The sequence below is a fragment of the Pseudomonas sp. DC1.2 genome (assembly GCF_034351645.1).
Classification (GTDB): Bacteria; Pseudomonadota; Gammaproteobacteria; order Pseudomonadales; family Pseudomonadaceae; genus Aquipseudomonas.
On record NZ_CP133782.1, the window covers coordinates 5,670,752 to 5,690,960 of the forward strand.

Consider the following 20,209-nt stretch of genomic DNA (forward strand, 5'->3'; position numbering starts at 1 on the left):
TGAATAGGGCTGAGTAATGCGAAATCTACGGCTTACTTAAAATTATCTTCTTCTAACAAGCTGGGATCAGTGTGTTTTATTACCGAGTCATTACAGGGATCCCATCCACCTCGACCTTTTGCACCTCGCTCTTCGCCAATAACGTATAGACGCACGGCAGGACAAATAACGTGAATAGCGTGCCAATCGACATCCCGGTGGCAATCACCATACCGATATCATACCGACTTACCGCTCCCGCACCGGTCGCAAGAATCAACGGCACCATGCCAAACACCATCGCCGCCGTGGTCATCAATACTGGCCGCAAGCGAATGGAAGCCGCCTCTTCTACCGCTTCACGGGCCGACAAGCCTTTGTCTTTACGCAACTGGTTGGCGAATTCGACGATCAGAATCCCGTGTTTGCTGATCAAACCGATCAACGTCACCAGCCCCACTTGGGTGTAGATGTTCAGGCTCGACCAGCCAAGGAACAAGGGAATCAGCGCTCCGCAAATCGACATCGGCACCGTCACCAGTATCACCAACGGATCACGGAAGCTCTCGAACTGCGCCGCCAACACTAGGAAAATAATGGCCAACGCCAAACCAAAGGTCATCCAAAGTGCGCTACCTTCTTGGACGAACTGCCGTGATTCGGCGCTGTAGTCAAATGCATACCCTGGCGGCGCTTCTTCGACGGCAATCTGCTTCACCGTCTCGATGGCCTCTGCCATTCCTACCAATGGAAAGCCCGAGATCAATGCCGAGTTGAGCTGCTGGAACTGGTTCAACTGCCGTGGTCGCGCCCGGTCGGTGATGCGGATCAACGTCGAAAGCGGCAACAATTCGCCATTGGTGTTTCTGACGTAGTAACTGTTCAGCCACTCGGGGTTGTCGCGGTAGGCCCTCTCGACCTGGGCTATCACTTTGTAGCTACGCCCTTCAAGGGTGAACCGGTTGATTTCCGCCTCGCCCAGCAATGTCGCCAGCGTACTGCCAAGATCCTGCATCGACACGCCCATCTGCGCCGCCTTGGCGCGATCGATGTCTATCACCACTTCCGGTTTATCGAACGCCAGGTCGATATCGACAAAAGCGAACTTGCCCGTCTCCATGGCGCGCGTCTTCACCCGATCGGCCACTTTCAGCAACGATTCATAATCGCTGGCGGTGTTGATGACGAAACCAAACGGCAAGCCTTCGCCAGTACCTGGAAGCGAAGGCAGGTTAAAGCCAAAAATTTGTAGACCGGGGATCTGCGCCAGTCGACCTTGCAGTTCGGGCAGGATCTGCATTTGGGTGCGGTTGCGCTCATTCCATGGTTTGAGCAGGAAGCCGCCAATCCCGGACTGCACGCCGTTATAGCCGTTGATCTGGAAAGACGAGTAGTACTCCGGGAAGGCTTTGAAGATATCGATGAATTCGTCGGTGTAAGTATTCAAGTAATTCAGGTTGGTCGGTTGAGGCGCACTGGACATCATGAAAATGATGCCTTGGTCTTCAGCCGGCGCCAGCTCCGACTTGGTGAATTTGAGGAACACTGGAATCAGGCACAACACAATCACGGCAAACACCAGTACCACTGGCCGTGTATTCAGAGTGCCATGCAGCAGCAGTTGATAACGCCGTTTGAGGCTTTCGAAAATACGGTCCAGTCGGTGGGCGAGCCCCGAACTGCTGGCCTCGGGACGAAGCAACAGAGCGCACATCATCGGCGAAAGTGTCAACGCGACAATGCCGGAAATCACCACCGCACCGGCCAGAGTCAAGGCGAATTCCTTGAACAGTGCACCGGTCAAACCATCCAGGAACCCAATTGGCGCATAGACCGCCGCCAAAGTGACGGTCATGGAAATCACCGGCAGGGCAATTTCCCGCGCGCCCTCAAGCGCCGCGTCCATCGGTCCCTTGCCGTCCTCGATATGTCGGTGAATATTTTCGACCACGACGATCGCATCGTCTACCACCAGACCGATCGCCAGGACCATCGCCAATAGAGTCAGCAGGTTGATCGAGTACCCCATCATCTGCATGAAGAACATTACGCCAATCATCGACAGCGGAATGGTGACCACCGGGATCACTACCGACCTTAGCGCCCCCAAAAACAGGAACACCACCACGATCACGATCAGCACAGCTTCAAACAGCGTCTTCACCACTTCATTGATCGACGCCTGGATAAATTGTGTGGCGTCATAGGCTATATCTACCTTGAGGCTGGGCGGCAGTTGAGTCTCCAGCTCAGGCATGAGCTTGCGTACTTCCTTGATCACGTCCAGCGGGTTGGCGCTCGGTGTCGCCTTGATGGCGATGTAAACCGAAGGTGTGCCACCAAAGGAGCTGATGGCGTTGTAGTTTTCCGCACCCATTTCCACCCGCGCCACATCCCCCAATAACACTCGGCTATCGCCATCGGTTTTCAGGGTGATGGCAGCAAAGGCTTCGGCGGTTTTCAGATCGGTACTGGCGTTAATACTGGTAACCACATATTCGCCTTTTACCTCACCGGCAGCCGAAAGGTAGTTGTATCGGCGTACCGCTGCGGTGACATCGTTGGCGCTCAAGCCGAACCCCGCAAGCTTCACCGGGTCGAGCCACAGGCGCATGGCAAATACCTGACTGCCGAGGATTTCGGCTTCGGCCATCCCAGGCAGCGTGGCGAGCTTGGGCTGGATTACCCGAGACAGGTAGTCGGTGATTTGCGAATTATTCAGTTGCCGGCTGGAAAAGCTGATGTACATGAGCGCCGAGGCGTCAGCGGCCTCCTTGCTCAGCACCGGGTCTTCGGCGTCCTGTGGCAGCTTGTTCTTGACCTCGTTAGCCTTGGCCAACAGTTCGGTAAACAGACGATCGCTGTTAGACCCGATGCGTGCGTAGATCGAAATCACCGAAAAATTCTGGCGGCTGACCGACGTCATATAGTCAATGCCCTCGGCACTGGCCAGGCTTTGCTGCAACGGTTGGGTGATATAGCCCTGAATGGTTTCGGCATTCGCACCTGGGTATGCGGTAGTGACTGTGATCAGTGCGTTCTCCATCTTCGGGAATTGCCGCAACGCCAGCTTGCTGTAAGCCTGAAACCCCAGCAGCATGATCAACAGACTGACCACCACGGCCAACACCGGGCGGCGAATGAAAACATCGGTGAACTTCATAGCGCACCTTCAGCGAGGGCTGGTTGGTCAGGCACTGCTGGCTGATTCTTGTCAGGGCTGATGGCGACAGGGGTACCGGTTTCCAGCTTGAGCTGGCCGGCGCTGACCACCTGATCACCATTTTTCAATCCGCGCGTTATCAGCACCAGACCGCCTCGCCGCTCGCCAGTTTCTACAAAACGCCGTTCGGCAATCAGGACGGGCTGGTTGTTGGCGTCTTTTTCCACGCTGCCGTCATCGGCTTTTTTCTGCGTGATGGCATATACCGAGTTGCCGTAAAGGGTGAACGTAATCGCGCTTTCCGGGAGCACAATCTCAACCTTCGGATCAGGCAGCAACACCCGCAGGCTGGCGAACATGCCGGGGAGCAGTTTGTTGTCAGGGTTGGCCAGGGTGGCGCGCACCAACAAATTGCGCGTGGTGTTCTCAACCTTTGGGTTGATGGCACTGATGGTGCCGGGAAAGGCTTGTTGCGGGTAGGCCGACACCTCGACCTGCACGCCTTGCCCGATTGCCACTTTAGGCACCGATTGTTCGGGAAGATAAAAGTCGACGTAGAGGCTGCTCAGGTCCTGCAAAGTGGCAATCACAGTGCCGCTGGCCAGGTAATCGCCGACATCGACCTGACGAATACCGATGACACCGCCGAACGGCGCTAAAATGTGCTTCTTAGCCAGGGACGCCTTGAGTTGATTGACGGTGGCCAGGTTCTTTTGCAATTGGGCCGAGAGTCGATCGAACTCACCTTTGGAGATGGCCCGATCACCGACCAATTGGCTGCCGCGTCCAAAATCCAGCTTTGCCAGGCCAAGATCGGCCTGGGCGGTTTCGAGCAGCGCCTGCTCTACCGCGCTATCGAGCTGAACCAGAGGTTGTCCGACCTTCACCGTTTGCCCTGATTCGAACTGCACGTCCTTGACGGTGCCGGCAATCTCCAGGCTCAGGTTTACGCCGCGCAGTGCCTTGAGCGAGCCCACCGCCGGCAATCGCTCCTGCCATTTCTGCTCCTGCGCCGTCACCACGGCCACACTGACTGGAGGGCGGGGTGTGGAAAAACCCTGTACTTGCTGATAGATGGAATAAGCCTTGTAGCTCGCCAGCATCAATACAACACACAGAGAAACACCCAACATGATCATCATGCGACGGCGCAGCATATTCCGATTCCTTGGAAAATTTGAACACCCGAAGTCAAAGCAACTTGCACATTACTCCAGGTAACAAAATGTTTCCAATAGCTAAAACCGACACGTCGGGACGTTGGATCACTAGACCCTCTACCTAGAGCCTCGCGCGAGATATTGAAATTTTCTATGCAGCGGATTCTTTCGTGATCGCGCCGGGTAAAAGTGGTTTTTTCGGGTATGTGCTTGCTGGCAATCGCCGAGTCCAACGTTTGGTTCAAAAACAGCTGAGATTATCCTGCCCAGAATTCGAACAGGCGTCCCACGTCTCCCTCAAGTAGACCCTCATGCTGCGCGTGCTCCACAGAGAGCCATAAGCGTGGCGTCCCGAGTGGCTGCTTATCGAGTTAGCTGGTTTACTCTGCCAAATCGGTAAGATGACCTTCGACGCGTATTCCGCCTCACTTTTGAATAGCATCTGACTGTGCATCGATGCTCTACCAACCATCTCCCTGATGAAGGCTAGCGAGAACTAGTTGGGAATGAAGATCTGCTTTAACATATTTGCCAATTGCTCAGAGGCAATCAAAGCATCAAGGGAATCAAGCGCAGCAACGGGGTCAGGCCTGACCGTGACCTTCGCGCGGATCTTCTCGATGTCCAGGCATTCACTGAACCGGTCAACGATCACCTTGTTCATTTGGCCTTTCCTATGAAGCGCTCGTAATCTGCTGCATCACGCTGCGCTGACGCGTTTTTCGCAGGTCGTCCCGTTCTCCTATCTCCAGCATGCCAGTCCTCTCCGGTTTCCTGTTTGAACCGGTCCTTAAAATACTGCTGTACAGCAGGAATTTCATCATAAAGGGCAGCATCTCCTTTACGTCGCATTTGATCATACAACTGCAAGTCGCGAAGCGAGATGTCGACGGTCCCCTCCAGAGTTCGTTGAGAACTTACGAAATCCAATTCATAAAGCCTACCGCATACCTCGATCCAAATATGGCGGACGCACATTATTAAGGTGTATGCAGTGGTTTTTATCACGCCATCTTTTGCAACTCGATCGAATACCCCTGTGGCGACAAGCTCCGCAGATCTATATTTGCGACCGTAAAAATACACAGCGTCATTTCGAATTGCCGCCGGGCGCACAGCGAGAAACTCTCGAATCGCAGTGTGGAACTGCATACTGTCCGCAGAGTTTCGACCTCGTTGATCCCAGTAGTTGAAAATTGCGAGGGGGGTGGGCTTGACTCCAGCGAGGACCAGCTCGTCGTCCAAGCGACCGCTGGCATCAGACGCATGGTTGTCCATAAGGACTTGGAGGATCTCCCGCTTAGCCATGTGTACGAAATTAAGCCGACTATGTACGAAGGTAGGCTGATCCAGCGTCTTCTTGTCTCGTGGATGAGATGCCTCAACGGTGGCCTTGGACTGCCCTGAAAATACAGGGGTGGTTTCAAAGGTACCCAGCCAGTTGATCGCCGATTCCACGTCGAAGTTCGCTCCCGGTCCGCGATCAAATATGAGCCCGCGTGAAAGGCCCTCACTTGGCCATTCGTCGGGCCCGACAGTCAGCCCAAATAACTCCGCGAATTTGACTTTATCGGCAGCCATTGAGAACAGGCACATTTTGTACGCATCCATAGTCTCCTTGCCTTCAGCAAAGCCGATCCCGATCACGAGTCCTGAAAGGCAACAAACTCCTCGAACGACACAAAAACTATCAACCGCGCTCCCTTCCGAAATGCCCGAGAGCTTTTCAGATATGTAGTAGCCATCAAACTCTACACGTTGGTTTACGTTAAGTAGGCGGTCAGCAAAGCTTCCCTGGGAGCCGGTATTGGCGCGGGTTTTGTGCTCACCTCTGACGGCAATAGAGCGTTGTCTTGGGCTAAATCGATGATCTATTTGAGTTCTGACTTGAGAGCGTGTAGGAAACGGCCCGTTACTAGGATGGATGAACTCAATTTTGCCATTCCTTTTTACGGCGTTGCAGCCGAACTTCTTTGTTACGATTTCACGGTATATGTCGTTAGCTGTTTTATTCGGAGCCCTGAACTCGACATATCCTTCAATTATTTTTTCCTTCATTTCCGCGTCTGCCCGAAAGCCCCAATGCTTGCCCTTTGACGAAGGGCGTCCCAGCCTGCGGACGTATGAGGGATCATCACGATTCCAACCTCCAATACGATGAAGGGGAGGCATCAAAGTCCATTTATTGCGGCCAAAAACGATGTATGTGTAGAACCAGAGCCGCAAGCGCGAAGTGTTCTGGATAGGCTTCAAGGCCTTGGCGTGAGCGTTAATGATGTTGTCCGGATTATCGCTTGCCAGAATCTCGCCTAGCCGGAGGACGAGTTCAGAAATGGCTGCGAAACGCCGGTTGACCTTCTGGTCGTAACTCTCATTAGTTGAAATACGCAGCACCTCTCGCTGAGCTACGGAGAGTCCATTGACCGGCTCAAGCCAGGGGGGGATTTTATCCGCCGGGCCGTCCTCCAAAATCAAGCCGGCTTCAAGCGCTTCCTCGAATTCAAACCTCGTTAAAGTGATCAGATGCGATCTGATCTTACGACCGTCGTCGCAGAAATTGATCAGTCGCACCCGATTGGTGCTCCCATCGCTGTGAAGGAAGTGATAGGTCTTGCCTTTCTCCAGGTAACAAAAACCCTCGGGAGCAATAAGCCTGGCACCAGCCATCATGATTCTTTCTCCTGAAAGAGGGTCCCGTAGACCTTCAGGAGATCACCGTCATCTGTCGATAAAGGATGATCAATCAGGATTGGCTTGAAGAAATTGATGGGAAGCCTGCGCTCCCAGATGTCCTGGTAGATTTTTGAAATGAATTGATCACGTCGGCCCCAACGTTCTGCATATTTGATCGCCAGATAGGCAACGGGCTCACCGACGCTAACAGCTTCTCGAACAGCATCACTGAAGTCATCCAGCAGGCTGCGTTCGAGCGTCAGTGGGACCTGGTGGGTGGTAAACAGTAAATCCAAATTAGCAATCACTGTGGGAGGGAGCTCTTCCAAAGACACTTGCACGGTCCGTATACCCGCGCTGGCGTAGTACATCTTTTCCAGCTTGGCTCGAAGAAATGCATGATCCCGATCCTTCTTCTGCTGCACCGGAGTCTTCGGGCTCGACAGCCTGCGTTCACCAAATGCGTCTTTACGATCTTTTACTGTCCAGTTGACGGCATATGGAATGCCTTCCGCTCCTTTCAAATACAGCAACAGGTCGCCCTGATAAGGAAACGGAATTTTCGTCCGACGGCCGTCGGGCAAATCGACAGCGATTTCGTAATGCTTGAACCCAATCTCTTTTGCGACCTCGACCGTCCCTCTCACCGAAGGCAGAAAAATGCCTTTCGTTAATGGGTGACCGCGCAATGGATTGCCGGATTTCAACGGCCATAGCATTTTTTGCTCGTGCAGATCGAACAAATCGGGATGGGAAAGTGCCAATTGGGTGAACACTTTCTCAGGGGTGGATAGCGCATGCACCTCGCGACCGAGCACGCGGCTATTGAGTCTGCAGATACGCGATCCCTTCGGAGCTTCGCGTGGCTTAGCTAGGGTCGAGGGGATGTACGTGTCACCCCAGTCAAAGCTGCTTTGGCGACTGAGGATTAATTTAATTCGTTCTTCCGGCGTCATATACGCATTCCATTTTCCGGGTGTTACGTCATCACATCGCTTGGGGATAAAACTCTTAAGCTCATGAAAACCCATGTATTACGGGCTCGAACAAAGGTCGGTTCTGTGGATAACACCAACTTTCCTGTGGACGAACGATACCGTGCGAGACTTGACGTCTCGCAGGCGGGAATAGAGAATGGAAAGGTCAGCGGTCTAACCTGACTTATCCACAGGGGCCCAAGTTGGCGCTTGGGTCCCCTGTCTCTTAGTTTCTCGATTAATATTATAGATACGCGATAAGTATTCCTTTGTCGGATGCTAGTATTACTTCCGCGGTTAGCGGGGAGTGCAATTTTAGTACGAGCTTCATTCAAAGAATTGACGAAGCATCGAAACCAAAAAACGAATTATGGTAACGCCTGAAATTGTTGCATGACAATAAAAAGAATCATTATGTAACGCGTGTGGTGCTGCATTCCTTATGCTAAGCATGGACGGTTAATTCCATGTAATCACGATTGTAAAACCGCGCTCACCGCACCTATAGCGTGCAATGGAATTAAAAGAGTCGGGTTTTATCTCTCATCGTGATTTATGGGGATCCAGTAACCTCGCCTATTCTAAAGCCCCATCCGACTGATAGCTCTTTAGGTCATGACTCGGCCAGACCCGATTTTGCGGTGGCTTGATGATGAGACATTTTTCAGCCTCTGCAGCCGCCAACACCAATTTCTGGGTCACCTGGACACTTCCAGCACGTTAGAGTGGCTGTTCGGTTCATCCCCGCGTTCTATCAGCCATGACTTTCCCAGTAACCTCAGCTCGCTAGACCTTCGGGTGACAGGCCTTTGGGGGGATTCCACATCGATTATCTATGAGCACACTATTCTCCCTCTGCTGATCCCGTTTCAGTGCAAAGATCGAATCAACAACGCTGTTCTAGCGATGAAAAGCCCATCAATTGGATCAATGAAGTACAGTCTCGGCCTTGTGACCGGGCGATTCGGTGCCGAGCATCCTTTGAAGGCTTGCACGTCTTGCATGCGAGAGGATCGTCTAACCCTTGGGGTCGCTTATTGGCACCTTACGCACCAATATCCAGGCGTAGTGTTGTGCCCCGTTCATGAAGTGCTTTTAAAGGATTGCGTCGAGAATCGGCAGTGGTCGGGGCGGTTTAAATGGATCCTTCCGAGCGAAGAGCTGTTTGAGTCGGACTCGCTACGCTATCCTAGCGACGTAGCTAAAAATGCTCTTATAAAGATGAGTGAAGCAGTACTCGACGTTGTGTCTGTTGGTAAATCAAGGTGCTTCGACCCGGATATAGTCCAAAACGTGTACAAGGATGCGCTCGATCTACTTGGAACAAGCTTCGATATGCGAGGCAGCATGGCAACCTCGTTCGCCGAATACGCATCGCTTATTCAACCATATTCGCCATATACCTCCCTTCCAACTACGCCGTCAAAAGCGTCGGCTTTTATCGCACAAATGACGCGCAAAGCCCGTGGCAGATGCCATCCCCTAAAGCATTTGGTGCTGATCACTTGGCTATTTGGCCGGCTTGAGATCTTTATCGATCAATACGACATGTACAGTACAGCTAATTCATTAACTAAACCTAGCAAACTTTATTTCGCGGAAGAGGATCAACAGACTACTACCGATGAGATAAAAATTTCAGTTACTCGTAGGCCTAAAAAATTAAAACCTGAGTTACGTGCTGCAATCTTGGAAAGCCTGAAAAAAGGAGAAACAAAAGATAAAATTTGTTCTGAATTCAAAGTTTCAGTTAGCACCGTTAATCGACTTCTATCTTCAGATCGATTAGTAAAATCGTCAAGAAAAGAGAAGCAGTTAAGGGAAAATCTACGCACTTATCGTGCACAATGGGACCGTGCGATCAAAGAAAGCAACCAAATGTCGACAAACGACTTACGATCAAGCATGCCTAATTTATATGCTTGGCTCTATCGAAATGATCGTGATTGGTTGCTAGAGCGTAATTCAGAATTGCCATGCGGACGGCTGGGAAATTACTCATCCATCGACTGGGACAAGCGTGATGTATCACTCCAAGATCTGATACTTTCGAGGATGCATCAGGCGTATGGCGAATTCGGCCAACTGAGATTATCTAAAGCTGCGCTCTTCAACCTAGTTCCAAGTTTGTCCCGATCACTAGAAAAACGCACCCATTACCCTAAAACTCGATTTCTTCTTAGAGCACTATTACAACAGAAGGAGTGACGGACGTCTCACCAGATTACGGAACTATCCGGAATCTTATCGCGGCCTAGCGCTATTAGGGACCTACTAAACGCTTAACAAAATAATTAGAACCCTATCCGTACACTTTTCTGGGTTGGATACTCGGAATAGCTGGGTGTGGTGGATCAGCCCATCTTGGAGTCCGTTGGACTCCGTTATCTTTTACATCGCTAAAGGAACAGCATGGATAGGCTATCGAGATGCTCTTTCTAATCGAATCACCACGCCCAAACTCAAGAGAAAGAGGTGATGGATATGGGCAATACCAGTTGCCAACCCCAAGCGAATAGTTTTCGTCCACATAATTGGCTGACTCATGACCTCCGGCCCTGTACGTGGACCATAACGATGTTATATCTCGTATTTGATCGCAAAGGTCAATTACATCCGCGACAAAATCCTGAAGACTATCATAGAGCATAGTTACAGAGTTGATAATACTGTCGAAATCGACACGTTCAAAATAGAATGCAATATTACTTTCCGCATGCTCTTTCACCAGAGCCAGCTGATTACTTATAGTTCGTGACAGGCTATATAACTCTTCTTGGTTAAATGCATTCAAAAGTATCTCTGACGAATTTGAAAAAAACCTAACCTCCAGTGCTTCTAAAGCTGGTATTAATGATATGTGAAATCGGTATTTGTAAATTTCATCGACTAACCGTGAGCGCTTTAGCTCTGCAAGATCGTTGTTCACTCTTGAGGGGCTTTCGCTGAGATACTTTCCGCAACACCCCTCCCACATAACATTTCGACTGTGCCCGTGAGAGGTAAATGGCCTATCGCAGGCAGGACATACGGACTCTAAAATGACGTTATGAATTGCACATACGCCAACAGATTCTAGGGAAGGCCTGCGCCAATATGAGAAACCAATTTTTTTGAAATCAGACTTCACGCATTCAGGACAGAAGGTCAATCGATTCGGAAAGGCAGGGTCGACATCTGCGAATTCGGCAATATATTTACTGCCGGAATAGGCCATGTCCTGGGAGTTTTTGAACACCGAGAGCAACGGTTGATAGGTGTGGTTATGCAAAACGCGGTTGAAACCAGAGCATCCATGCCAGCCCAGTAATGACGCAACGTTTCTAACGTTTTCGCTGGTGAGGCTTTTAGACGTATACCATTTTGGAGACCAGCCTTCGCCAAAAATAAAGATATTGCGTTCTATAAAGGAGCGTATTGTTTCATCTCGCTGAATGCGTAGAAGCATTGTTAGAAGTCACTTTTATTTTATGCGCCAATTCGAAGAGCGTGAGGTATATACGAGCTCAAGGCCGAAGGGTCAACAACGGCCTCGATATGATCCGATTCAATTACGTCGCGGCCTAAAATTGCCAATGATGCTGCATCAGGTGTTCCAGCTTGCGACGTGATGTCAAAGAGAGGAAGCGGCCGCATGGGACCGTTTTAATTCACATGCGACCGTTTTAATTCTCAAAAGCCAGAGGTTTCATCACCTGTGGATAACTATTCCACCGTCACTGACTTCGCCAAATTGCGCGGCTGGTCAACGTCGGTGCCCTTGAGCACGGCCACGTAGTAAGACAGTAGTTGCAGCGGGATGGTGTAGAGGATTGGCGACAGGATGTCGTGGATGTGCGGCATCTGCACCACGTGAGTCCCTTCGCCATTGCTCATGCCGGCTTTTTCGTCGGCGAAGACGATCAGTTGACCGCCACGGGCGCGGACTTCCTGAAGGTTCGACTTCAACTTTTCCAGCAATTCGTTGTTCGGCGCCACGGTGACCACCGGCATGTCGTTATCCACAAGCGCTAACGGGCCGTGTTTCAGTTCGCCCGCCGGGTAGGCTTCGGCGTGGATATAGGAGATTTCCTTGAGTTTCAGAGCACCTTCCATCGCCACTGGGTACTGCGTGCCCCTGCCCAGGAACAGCGTGTGGTGCTTGTCGGCGAACAGCTCGGCGATTTTTTCCACAGTGCTGTCCATAGCCAACGCTTCACCCAGACGGGTTGGCAGACGACGCAATTCTTCGACCAGGGTGGCTTCAACGCCTTTGGCCAACGTACCGCGAACCTGGCCAAGGGACAGGGTCAGCAGCAACAGGCCCACCAACTGCGTGGTGAAAGCTTTGGTGGAGGCCACGCCAATTTCGCGACCGGCCTGAGTCAGTAAGGTCAGGTCGGACTCACGTACCAGAGAGCTGATGCCGACGTTGCAGATCGCCAGGCTGGCCAGAAAACCGAGTTCCTTGGCATTGCGCAGGGCGGCCAGGGTGTCAGCGGTTTCACCGGACTGGGAAATCGTCACAAATAGGGTGTCGGGCTGCACCACCACTTTGCGGTAACGGAATTCGCTGGCGACTTCGACCTGGCAAGGAATGCCGGCCAGTTCTTCCAGCCAGTAGCGGGCGACCATACCGGCGTGATAACTGGTGCCGCAGGCGACGATTTGTACGTTGCGCACTTTGGCGAATAGCTCGGCAGCCTGTGGGCCGAAGGCTTGTACCAGCACCTGGTTCGGACTCAGGCGACCTTCAAGGGTGCGCTGCACCACGCTCGGTTGTTCGTGAATTTCCTTAAGCATGAAGTGGCGAAATGCGCCCTTGTCGGCGGCTTCGGCGCCATCGCGATACTGCACCGCTTCACGCTCGACGGCTTTGCCGTTGACATCCCAAACCTGGACGCTGTCGCGGCGAATTTCGGCAATATCGCCTTCTTCCATGTACATAAAGCGGTCTGTGACCTGACGCAAAGCCAGCTGGTCGGATGCGAGGAAGTTTTCCCCCAGGCCTAGACCAATCACCAGTGGGCTGCCGCTGCGGGCGGCGACCAGACGGTCCGGCTGGTCGGCGCTGATAACGGCTAGACCGTATGCACCGTGCAGCTCTTTGACTGTTGCCTTGAGTGCCACAGTCAGGTCACGCAGATCCTTGAGCTTATGGGCCAGCAGGTGCGCGATGACTTCGGTGTCGGTGTCCGACGTAAACACGTACCCCTGCGCCTTCAACTGTTCACGCAGGGCTTCGTGGTTCTCGATGATACCGTTGTGTACAACAGCCAGATTCTGCCCGGAAAAATGCGGGTGAGCGTTGCGCTCGCAAGGAGCACCATGGGTGGCCCAGCGGGTGTGGGCAATGCCCAATCGACCGATCAGCGGCTCGCTGGCCAGGGCTTGTTCCAACTCACTGACTTTGCCCGGACGACGCACCCGATCAAGGATCCCGTCGTTGGTGAAAACCGCCACACCGGCGCTGTCATAGCCGCGGTATTCCAGGCGCTTGAGGCCCTCGACCAAAATCGCGGTGATGTTACGTTCTGCAACTGCGCCAACAATTCCACACATGCTATTTCTCCTGACTGACAACCGCGCAAATCAAGTTGATACCGCGGGCCTGAATCTGATCCCGTGCCTCCAGCGGCAGGCGATCATCGGTAATAAGGGTATGGACACTGCTCCAGGGCAGTTCCAGGTTAGGGATCTTGCGGCCAATCTTGTCGGCCTCCACCATCACGATCACTTCCCGGGCGACGTCGGCCATAACTCGGCTCAAACCCAGTAATTCGTTGAACGTGGTCGTACCACGCATCAGATCGATGCCATCGGCACCGATGAACAATTGGTCAAAGTCGTAAGAGCGTAGTACCTGCTCCGCGACCTGCCCCTGGAAGGATTCGGAGTGCGGGTCCCAAGTGCCGCCGGTCATCAGCAACACTGGCTCGTGCTCGAGTTCGCTCAAGGCATTGGCCACATGCAGGGAATTAGTCATCACCACCAAACCGGGCTGCTGACCCAGCTCCGCGATCATCGCCGCCGTGGTGCTGCCGCTGTCGATAATAATCCGTGCATGCTCGCGAATCCGCGTCACCGCAGCGCGGGCGATTGCCTGCTTGTATTTGGAAACCGGTTGCCCGATGTCAGCCACCAACTCCTGAGGCATGGTGATTGCGCCTCCGTAGCGACGCAACAACAGTCCGTTGCTTTCCAGGGCTGCCAAATCCTTGCGAATCGTCACTTCCGAAGTTTCGAAGCGTTTGGCCAGGGCGTCCACAGTGACCTCCCCCAACTCGTTGAGCAAGGCGAGGATGTTGTGACGACGTTGGGGTGTATTGCGCTTCGACATAGGCTGATAAGTTTCGATTCGAAAGATAACGGAAGCAATCAAAACCTATCAGCGAAACTTCGTCAAGCGTGCAGCTGAAAAAAAGCGCTGTGGATAACTTAGTTTTTCTTAAGCTTCACTGGCCGCTTCCAGCCATCAATGTTCTTCTGTCGCGCTCGGCCTACGGCTAACTGCGCGTTATCCACATTTTGAGTAATGGTCGAACCGGCCGCCGTGGTCGCCCCGGTAGAGATATCCACAGGCGCTACCAACGAATTGTTAGAGCCAATAAACACGTCTTCACCCAGCACAGTTTTCCACTTATTGGCGCCGTCGTAGTTGCAGGTAATGGTCCCCGCACCGATGTTGGTCCGCGCACCGATCTCGGCATCGCCCAAATAACTCAGGTGGCCCGCTTTCGCGTCCTCGCCCAAGTGCGCGTTTTTTAATTCAACAAAGTTGCCCACATGTGCTCTTGCTTCCAGCACGGTGCCTGGACGCAGACGGGCAAACGGACCGGCGTCGCTGCCCTCGCCCATAATCGCGCCCTCGATGTGACTGTTGGCTTTGACCACTGCACCTTTGCGCAGGGTGCTGTCCTTGATCACACAGTTCGGGCCAATGATCACGTCGTCTTCGATGACTACGTTGCCTTCGAGGATCACGTTAATGTCGATCAGCACATCACGACCGACGGTCACTTCACCGCGCACATCAAAACGGGCCGGGTCACGCAGAGTCACACCCTGAGCCATCAAACGCCGTCCGGCGCGCAGCTGGTAATGGCGCTCAAGCTCCGAGAGTTGCTTGCGATCGTTGGCGCCCTGCACTTCCATGGCGTCATGGGGTTGTTCGGTGGCCACCACCAGACCATCGCTGACCGCCATTGCAATCACATCGGTCAGGTAATACTCACCCTGGGCATTGTTGTTGGAGAGACGGCTCATCCAGTCACCCAGACGTTCGAAAGGCAGCGCCAGAATGCCGGTGTTGCCTTCGGTGATCCTGCGTTCGGCGTCGTTGGCGTCTTTCTGTTCGACGATGGCAGTCACGTTGCCTGCCGAATCCCGAACGATTCGGCCGTAACCGGTCGGGTCATCCAATTCAACCGTGAGCAAGCCCAGTTGCTGCGGCGCCACCTGCTTGAGCAAGCGTTGCAGAGTCTCGACTTCGATCAGCGGCACATCACCATAAAGAATCAAAACGGTGTCAGCCGTAATGAACGGCACGGCCTGGGCAACGGCGTGACCCGTACCGAGCTGTTTATCCTGGCGCACGAAATTCAGGTCATCCGCAGCCAGACGCTCACGCACCGCGTCAGCACCATGGCCAATCACCACGTGAATGCGCTGTGGATCAAGTTGCCGGGCACTGTGGATAACATGGCCAAGCATCGAGTTCCCGGCAATCGGGTGCAGAACCTTTGGCAACGCCGAACGCATGCGAGTGCCTTGGCCGGCAGCGAGGATAACGATTTCAAGAGACATGACTGGCTACCAATCCTGGGTGGTCAGCAATTGCGACCAGGTTATGAAAGTCGGAAAAGAAAAAAGGGTAGCCGAGGCTACCCTTTTTAATCAATCGCACAATAAGTCGATGACGGATTAACCGCCGTACTTCTTGCGTATCTGCTGGACGGTGCGCAGCTGAGCTGTCGCCTCGGCCAGACGTGCGGCAGCAGAACCGTAATCGAATTCTGCACCACGTTCATGCAAGGCCTTCTCGGCAGCCTGAACGGCTTGCTGAGCGGAGGCTTCATCCAGGTCGGCAGCACGTTGCACAGTGTCGGCAAGAACCTTGACCATGTTCGGCTGAACCTCGAGGAAACCGCCGGAGATGTAAAACACCTCGGCTTCCCCGCCCTGCTTGATCAAGCGGATCGGACCCGGCTTGAGATTAGTGATCAGCGGCGCGTGACCCAGAGCGATACCAAGATCACCCAGAGCACCGTGCGCAATCACCATCTCGACCAGACCGGAGAAGATTTCACCTTCCGCGCTGACGATATCGCAATGGACTGTCATAGCCATCTGATTGCCTCAACCTAAATTAGCGCCCGTTGCCGGGCGCCGGGATTACAGTTTCTTGGCTTTCTCGATCGCTTCTTCGATGCCGCCGACCATGTAGAACGCTTGTTCTGGCAGGTGGTCGTAGTCACCGTTGAGGATGCCTTTGAAGCCAGCAATGGTGTCTTTCAGGGAAACGTATTTACCCGAAGCACCGGTGAAGACTTCAGCCACGAAGAACGGCTGCGACAAGAAACGCTGGATCTTACGAGCACGGTTTACCAACTGCTTGTCGGATTCCGACAGCTCGTCCATACCCAGGATCGCAATGATGTCCTTCAGTTCTTTGTAACGCTGCAGAACATACTGAACGCCGCGAGCGGTGTCGTAGTGGTCCTGACCGATCACGTTCGGGTCCAACTGACGCGAAGTAGAGTCGAGTGGATCGACCGCTGGGTAGATACCCAGGGAGGCGATGTCACGAGACAGAACGACGGTGGCGTCCAAGTGGGCAAACGTGGTCGCTGGCGACGGGTCAGTCAAGTCATCCGCAGGTACGTATACCGCTTGGATCGAAGTGATCGAACCGTTCTTGGTCGAAGTGATGCGCTCTTGCAGAGTACCCATCTCTTCGGCCAGGGTCGGCTGGTAACCTACTGCCGAAGGCATACGGCCCAGCAGTGCGGATACTTCAGTACCGGCCAGGGTGTAACGATAGATGTTGTCGACGAACAGCAGAACGTCGTTACCTTCGTCACGGAACTTCTCGGCCATGGTCAGGCCGGTCAGTGCTACGCGCAGACGGTTACCCGGCGGCTCGTTCATCTGACCGTAAACCAGTGCCACTTTGTCCAGAACGTTGGAATCCTTCATCTCGTGGTAGAAGTCGTTACCCTCACGAGTACGCTCACCCACACCGGCGAACACGGAATAACCGCTGTGCTCGATGGCGATGTTACGGATCAGTTCCATCATGTTTACGGTTTTGCCTACACCGGCACCACCGAACAGACCGACTTTACCGCCTTTGGCGAACGGGCAAACCAGGTCGATAACCTTAATACCGGTTTCCAGCAGGTCGTTGCCGCCTGCTTGTTCCGCGAACGTTGGCGCAGGACGGTGAATGCCCCAGCGCTCTTCGGTTTCGATCGGGCCAGCTTCGTCGATTGGGTTGCCCAGAACGTCCATGATCCGGCCCAGGGTCGCTTTACCGACCGGTACCGAGATGGCCGCACCAGAATCGGTGACTTCCAGACCGCGCTTCAAGCCCTCGGTGGAACCCATCGCAATGGTACGAACCACGCCGTCGCCCAGCTGCTGCTGAACTTCCAGCGTGGTGCCGGCATCGCTTTGTACTTTCAACGCGTTGTAGATGCTCGGTACGCTGTCGCGTGGAAATTCCACGTCGATAACGGCGCCGATGATTTGAACGATACGTCCGCTACTCATAGCTGGATCCTCTGAATATTTGAACCGTTAAACCGCGGCAGCGCCGCCGACGATTTCCGAGATCTCTTGGGTGATCGCAGCCTGACGCGCCTTGTTGTAGATCAGCTGCAAATCGCTGATCAAATCACCGGCGTTGTCGGTAGCGTTCTTCATCGCGATCATCCGCGCAGCTTGTTCAGCCGCGTTGTTCTCGACCACCGCCTGGTAAACCTGCGACTCCACGTAACGAACCATCAAGCCGTCAAGCAGCTCTTTGGCGTCCGGTTCGTAGAGATAGTCCCAGTGGTGCTTGAGTTCTTGATCCGGGGTTGCCACCAATGGAATCAACTGCTCCACGGTAGGCTGTTGCGTCATGGTGTTGATGAACTTGTTGGATACAACGCTCAGACGGTCGATACGACCATCGAGGTGGGCATCCAGCATCACCTTGACGCTGCCGATCAAGTCATTGATCGACGGCTCTTCACCCAGGTGGCTGATAGCTGCTACGACGTTACCGCCGAAGTTGCGGAAGAAAGCCGCACCCTTGCTACCAACAACACACAGATCGATCTCGACGCCGTTTTCACGGTTTACCGCCATGTCCTTGACCAGGGCCTTGAACAGGTTGGTGTTCAAGCCACCACACAGACCACGGTCACTGCTCACCACAACGTAACCAACGCGCTTGATAGCGCGGTCGATCATGAATGGGTGGCGATATTCCGGGTTAGCGTTGGCCAAATGACCAATAACCTGGCGGATGCGCTCCGCGTAAGGACGGCTAGCAGCCATGCGCATTTGTGCCTTGCGCATTTTACTGACCGCCACTTTTTCCATGGCGCTGGTAATCTTTTGCGTGCTTTTGATGCTCGCAATCTTACTGCGAATCTCTTTTGCGCCTGCCATGTAACACCTATCAGGTTAGCAAGCGGGAGCCTTGCGGCTCCCGCTGCGGCTTACCAGGTTTGGGTGGCCTTGAACTTCTCGATACCGGCTTTCATGCCAGAGTCGATTTCGTCATTGAAGTCACCCTTCACGTTGATCTTCGCCATCAAATCGGCGTGATCGCGGTTGAAGAAAGCAATCAGCGCTTGTTCGAAGCTGCCGATCTTGGCGATTTCAACGTCAGTCAGGAACCCACGCTCAGCGGCATACAGCGACAGCGCCATGTCAGCAATCGACATTGGTGCGTATTGCTTCTGCTTCATCAGCTCAGTAACGCGCTGACCATGCTCAAGTTGCTTACGGGTCGCTTCGTCCAGGTCAGAAGCGAACTGGGCGAATGCCGCCAGTTCACGGTACTGAGCCAGAGCGGTACGGATACCACCGGAGAGCTTCTTGATGATCTTGGTCTGCGCGGCACCACCCACACGGGATACCGAAACACCGGCGTTCACTGCAGGACGGATCCCGGAGTTGAACATGGCCGATTCCAGGAAGATCTGACCGTCGGTGATGGAAATCACGTTGGTCGGAACGAACGCGGAAACGTCGCCAGCCTGGGTTTCGATGATCGGCAGTGCGGTCAGGGAGCCGGTTTTGCCGGTCACTGCGCCGTTGGTGAACTTCTCTACGTACTCTTCCGAAACGCGGGATGCGCGCTCCAGCAGACGGGAGTGGAGATAGAACACGTCGCCTGGGTAAGCTTCACGGCCTGGTGGACGGCGCAGCAGCAGGGAAATCTGGCGGTAAGCCACTGCTTGCTTGGAAAGATCGTCATAAACGATCAGCGCGTCTTCACCGCGGTCGCGGAAGAATTCACCCATGGTGCAACCGGAGTACGGTGCCAGGAATTGCAGTGCTGCAGATTCCGAAGCGCTCGCTGCCACGACGATGGTGTTAGCCAGTGCGCCGTTTTCTTCCAGCTTGCGAACAACGTTGGCGATGGTCGATTGTTTCTGACCGATTGCTACGTAGACGCAGAAAATGCCGCTGTCTTTCTGATTGATGATCGCGTCGATCGCCAGAGCGGTTTTACCGATCTGACGGTCACCGATGATCAGCTCACGCTGGCCACGGCCGACAGGAATCATGGCATCGACAGCCTTGTAGCCAGTCTGTACAGGCTGGTCTACCGACTTACGCCAGATCACGCCTGGAGCAACTTTCTCGACCGCATCGGTCAAGGTGTTGTTCAACGGACCTTTGCCGTCAACCGGATTACCCAGTGCGTCGACTACGCGACCCAGCAGTTCCTTACCTACCGGAACTTCGAGGATGCGGCCAGTACACTTGGCGCTCATGCCTTCAGCCAGAGACTGATAGGAGCCTAATACAACGGCGCCTACAGAGTCTTGCTCAAGGTTAAGCGCCATACCGAAGACGCCGCCCGGAAACTCGATCATCTCGCCGTACATAACGTCGGCCAGACCGTGAATCCGCACGATGCCGTCAGATACGCTGACGACAGTGCCTTCGTTACGGGCTTGGGAGGTCACATCGAGCTTGTCGATGCGGCCCTTGATAATTTCACTTATTTCGGAAGGATTGAGTTGCTGCATTGCTCTGCTGCCCCTTCAAAC

General features: G+C 53.6%; 14 protein-coding genes. 1 reads left to right on the forward strand and 13 read right to left on the reverse strand.

What is annotated here, in order from left to right; all coding sequences use genetic code 11:
* Window positions 1-79 precede the first annotated feature (79 nt).
* The 5 genes from RHM68_RS25815 to RHM68_RS25835 all read right to left on the reverse strand — a co-directional run bounded on the left by RHM68_RS25815 (window position 80) and on the right by RHM68_RS25835 (window position 7,931).
* On the reverse strand, window positions 80-3,142 hold the full coding sequence (locus tag RHM68_RS25815) for a multidrug efflux RND transporter permease subunit (RefSeq protein WP_322219798.1): 3,063 nt from the start codon (window positions 3,140-3,142) through the stop codon (window positions 80-82).
* The gene (locus tag RHM68_RS25820; protein WP_322219799.1) at window positions 3,139-4,299 is read right to left on the reverse strand and encodes an efflux RND transporter periplasmic adaptor subunit; all 1,161 of its coding nucleotides are present in this window, start codon (window positions 4,297-4,299) and stop codon (window positions 3,139-3,141) included. The genes RHM68_RS25815 and RHM68_RS25820 overlap by 4 nt, the downstream gene beginning before the upstream one ends.
* A 499-nt stretch (window positions 4,300-4,798) precedes the next feature.
* The gene (locus RHM68_RS25825; protein WP_322219800.1) at window positions 4,799-4,966 is read right to left on the reverse strand and encodes a hypothetical protein; all 168 of its coding nucleotides are present in this window, start codon (window positions 4,964-4,966) and stop codon (window positions 4,799-4,801) included.
* Complete coding sequence (locus RHM68_RS25830) at window positions 4,963-6,972, reverse strand: transposase (RefSeq protein ID WP_322219801.1); 2,010 nt, start codon at window positions 6,970-6,972, stop codon at window positions 4,963-4,965. The genes RHM68_RS25825 and RHM68_RS25830 overlap by 4 nt, the downstream gene beginning before the upstream one ends.
* Window positions 6,969-7,931: a hypothetical protein gene (locus tag RHM68_RS25835; protein ID WP_322219802.1), complete on the reverse strand. Its 963-nt coding sequence runs from the start codon at window positions 7,929-7,931 to the stop codon at window positions 6,969-6,971. Before RHM68_RS25835 ends, RHM68_RS25830 begins: the two co-directional genes overlap by 4 nt.
* Before the next feature lie 636 nt (window positions 7,932-8,567).
* Between RHM68_RS25835 and RHM68_RS25840 the strand changes: the two genes are divergently transcribed.
* Window positions 8,568-10,160 (forward strand): TnsD family Tn7-like transposition protein, encoded by a 1,593-nt coding sequence (locus RHM68_RS25840; protein ID WP_322219803.1) that lies wholly within the window; start codon window positions 8,568-8,570, stop codon window positions 10,158-10,160.
* A gap of 94 nt (window positions 10,161-10,254) precedes the next feature.
* On the opposite strand, the gene RHM68_RS25845 is transcribed toward RHM68_RS25840, so the two are convergent.
* The 8 genes from RHM68_RS25845 to atpA form a co-directional block, all read right to left on the reverse strand.
* The gene (locus tag RHM68_RS25845; RefSeq protein ID WP_322219804.1) at window positions 10,255-11,400 is read right to left on the reverse strand and encodes a hypothetical protein; all 1,146 of its coding nucleotides are present in this window, start codon (window positions 11,398-11,400) and stop codon (window positions 10,255-10,257) included.
* Window positions 11,401-11,657: 257 nt separating this feature from the next.
* Window positions 11,658-13,493 (reverse strand): glutamine--fructose-6-phosphate transaminase (isomerizing), encoded by a 1,836-nt coding sequence (glmS, locus tag RHM68_RS25850; RefSeq protein WP_322219805.1) that lies wholly within the window; start codon window positions 13,491-13,493, stop codon window positions 11,658-11,660.
* Window position 13,494: 1 nt separating this feature from the next.
* Window positions 13,495-14,271, reverse strand: a complete 777-nt coding sequence (locus tag RHM68_RS25855) for a DeoR/GlpR family DNA-binding transcription regulator (RefSeq protein ID WP_322219806.1) — start codon at window positions 14,269-14,271, stop codon at window positions 13,495-13,497.
* A gap of 98 nt (window positions 14,272-14,369) precedes the next feature.
* Window positions 14,370-15,737 carry a bifunctional UDP-N-acetylglucosamine diphosphorylase/glucosamine-1-phosphate N-acetyltransferase GlmU gene (gene glmU / locus RHM68_RS25860; protein ID WP_322219807.1) on the reverse strand — a complete coding sequence of 456 codons (1,368 nt, stop codon included), beginning with the start codon at window positions 15,735-15,737 and terminating at the stop codon, window positions 14,370-14,372.
* Window positions 15,738-15,854: 117 nt separating this feature from the next.
* Complete coding sequence (locus RHM68_RS25865; protein ID WP_322219808.1) at window positions 15,855-16,280, reverse strand: F0F1 ATP synthase subunit epsilon; 426 nt, start codon at window positions 16,278-16,280, stop codon at window positions 15,855-15,857.
* Between the two features lie 45 nt (window positions 16,281-16,325).
* Entirely contained in the window at window positions 16,326-17,705 is a 1,380-nt protein-coding gene (atpD, locus tag RHM68_RS25870; RefSeq protein ID WP_322219809.1) for a F0F1 ATP synthase subunit beta, read from the reverse strand.
* A gap of 27 nt (window positions 17,706-17,732) precedes the next feature.
* Entirely contained in the window at window positions 17,733-18,593 is an 861-nt protein-coding gene (gene atpG, locus RHM68_RS25875) for a F0F1 ATP synthase subunit gamma (protein ID WP_322219810.1), read from the reverse strand.
* A gap of 50 nt (window positions 18,594-18,643) precedes the next feature.
* Window positions 18,644-20,188: a F0F1 ATP synthase subunit alpha gene (gene atpA, locus RHM68_RS25880; protein WP_322219811.1), complete on the reverse strand. Its 1,545-nt coding sequence runs from the start codon at window positions 20,186-20,188 to the stop codon at window positions 18,644-18,646.
* Window positions 20,189-20,209 lie beyond the last annotated feature (21 nt).

What these genes read in the sequence shown, in the direction of transcription:
- RHM68_RS25815 (WP_322219798.1), bottom strand. Translation starts at nt 3,142, where the DNA reads ATGAAGTTCACCGATGTTTTCATTCGCCGCCCGGTGTTGGCCGTGGTG.
- RHM68_RS25820 (WP_322219799.1), bottom strand. Translation starts at nt 4,299, where the DNA reads ATGCTGCGCCGTCGCATGATGATCATGTTGGGTGTTTCTCTGTGTGTT.
- RHM68_RS25825 (WP_322219800.1), bottom strand. Translation starts at nt 4,966, where the DNA reads ATGAACAAGGTGATCGTTGACCGGTTCAGTGAATGCCTGGACATCGAG.
- RHM68_RS25830 (WP_322219801.1), bottom strand. Translation starts at nt 6,972, where the DNA reads ATGATGGCTGGTGCCAGGCTTATTGCTCCCGAGGGTTTTTGTTACCTG.
- RHM68_RS25835 (WP_322219802.1), bottom strand. Translation starts at nt 7,931, where the DNA reads ATGACGCCGGAAGAACGAATTAAATTAATCCTCAGTCGCCAAAGCAGC.
- RHM68_RS25840 (WP_322219803.1), top strand. Translation starts at nt 8,568, where the DNA reads ATGACTCGGCCAGACCCGATTTTGCGGTGGCTTGATGATGAGACATTT.
- RHM68_RS25845 (WP_322219804.1), bottom strand. Translation starts at nt 11,400, where the DNA reads ATGCTTCTACGCATTCAGCGAGATGAAACAATACGCTCCTTTATAGAA.
- glmS (WP_322219805.1), bottom strand. Translation starts at nt 13,493, where the DNA reads ATGTGTGGAATTGTTGGCGCAGTTGCAGAACGTAACATCACCGCGATT.
- RHM68_RS25855 (WP_322219806.1), bottom strand. Translation starts at nt 14,271, where the DNA reads ATGTCGAAGCGCAATACACCCCAACGTCGTCACAACATCCTCGCCTTG.
- glmU (WP_322219807.1), bottom strand. Translation starts at nt 15,737, where the DNA reads ATGTCTCTTGAAATCGTTATCCTCGCTGCCGGCCAAGGCACTCGCATG.
- RHM68_RS25865 (WP_322219808.1), bottom strand. Translation starts at nt 16,280, where the DNA reads ATGGCTATGACAGTCCATTGCGATATCGTCAGCGCGGAAGGTGAAATC.
- atpD (WP_322219809.1), bottom strand. Translation starts at nt 17,705, where the DNA reads ATGAGTAGCGGACGTATCGTTCAAATCATCGGCGCCGTTATCGACGTG.
- atpG (WP_322219810.1), bottom strand. Translation starts at nt 18,593, where the DNA reads ATGGCAGGCGCAAAAGAGATTCGCAGTAAGATTGCGAGCATCAAAAGC.
- atpA (WP_322219811.1), bottom strand. Translation starts at nt 20,188, where the DNA reads ATGCAGCAACTCAATCCTTCCGAAATAAGTGAAATTATCAAGGGCCGC.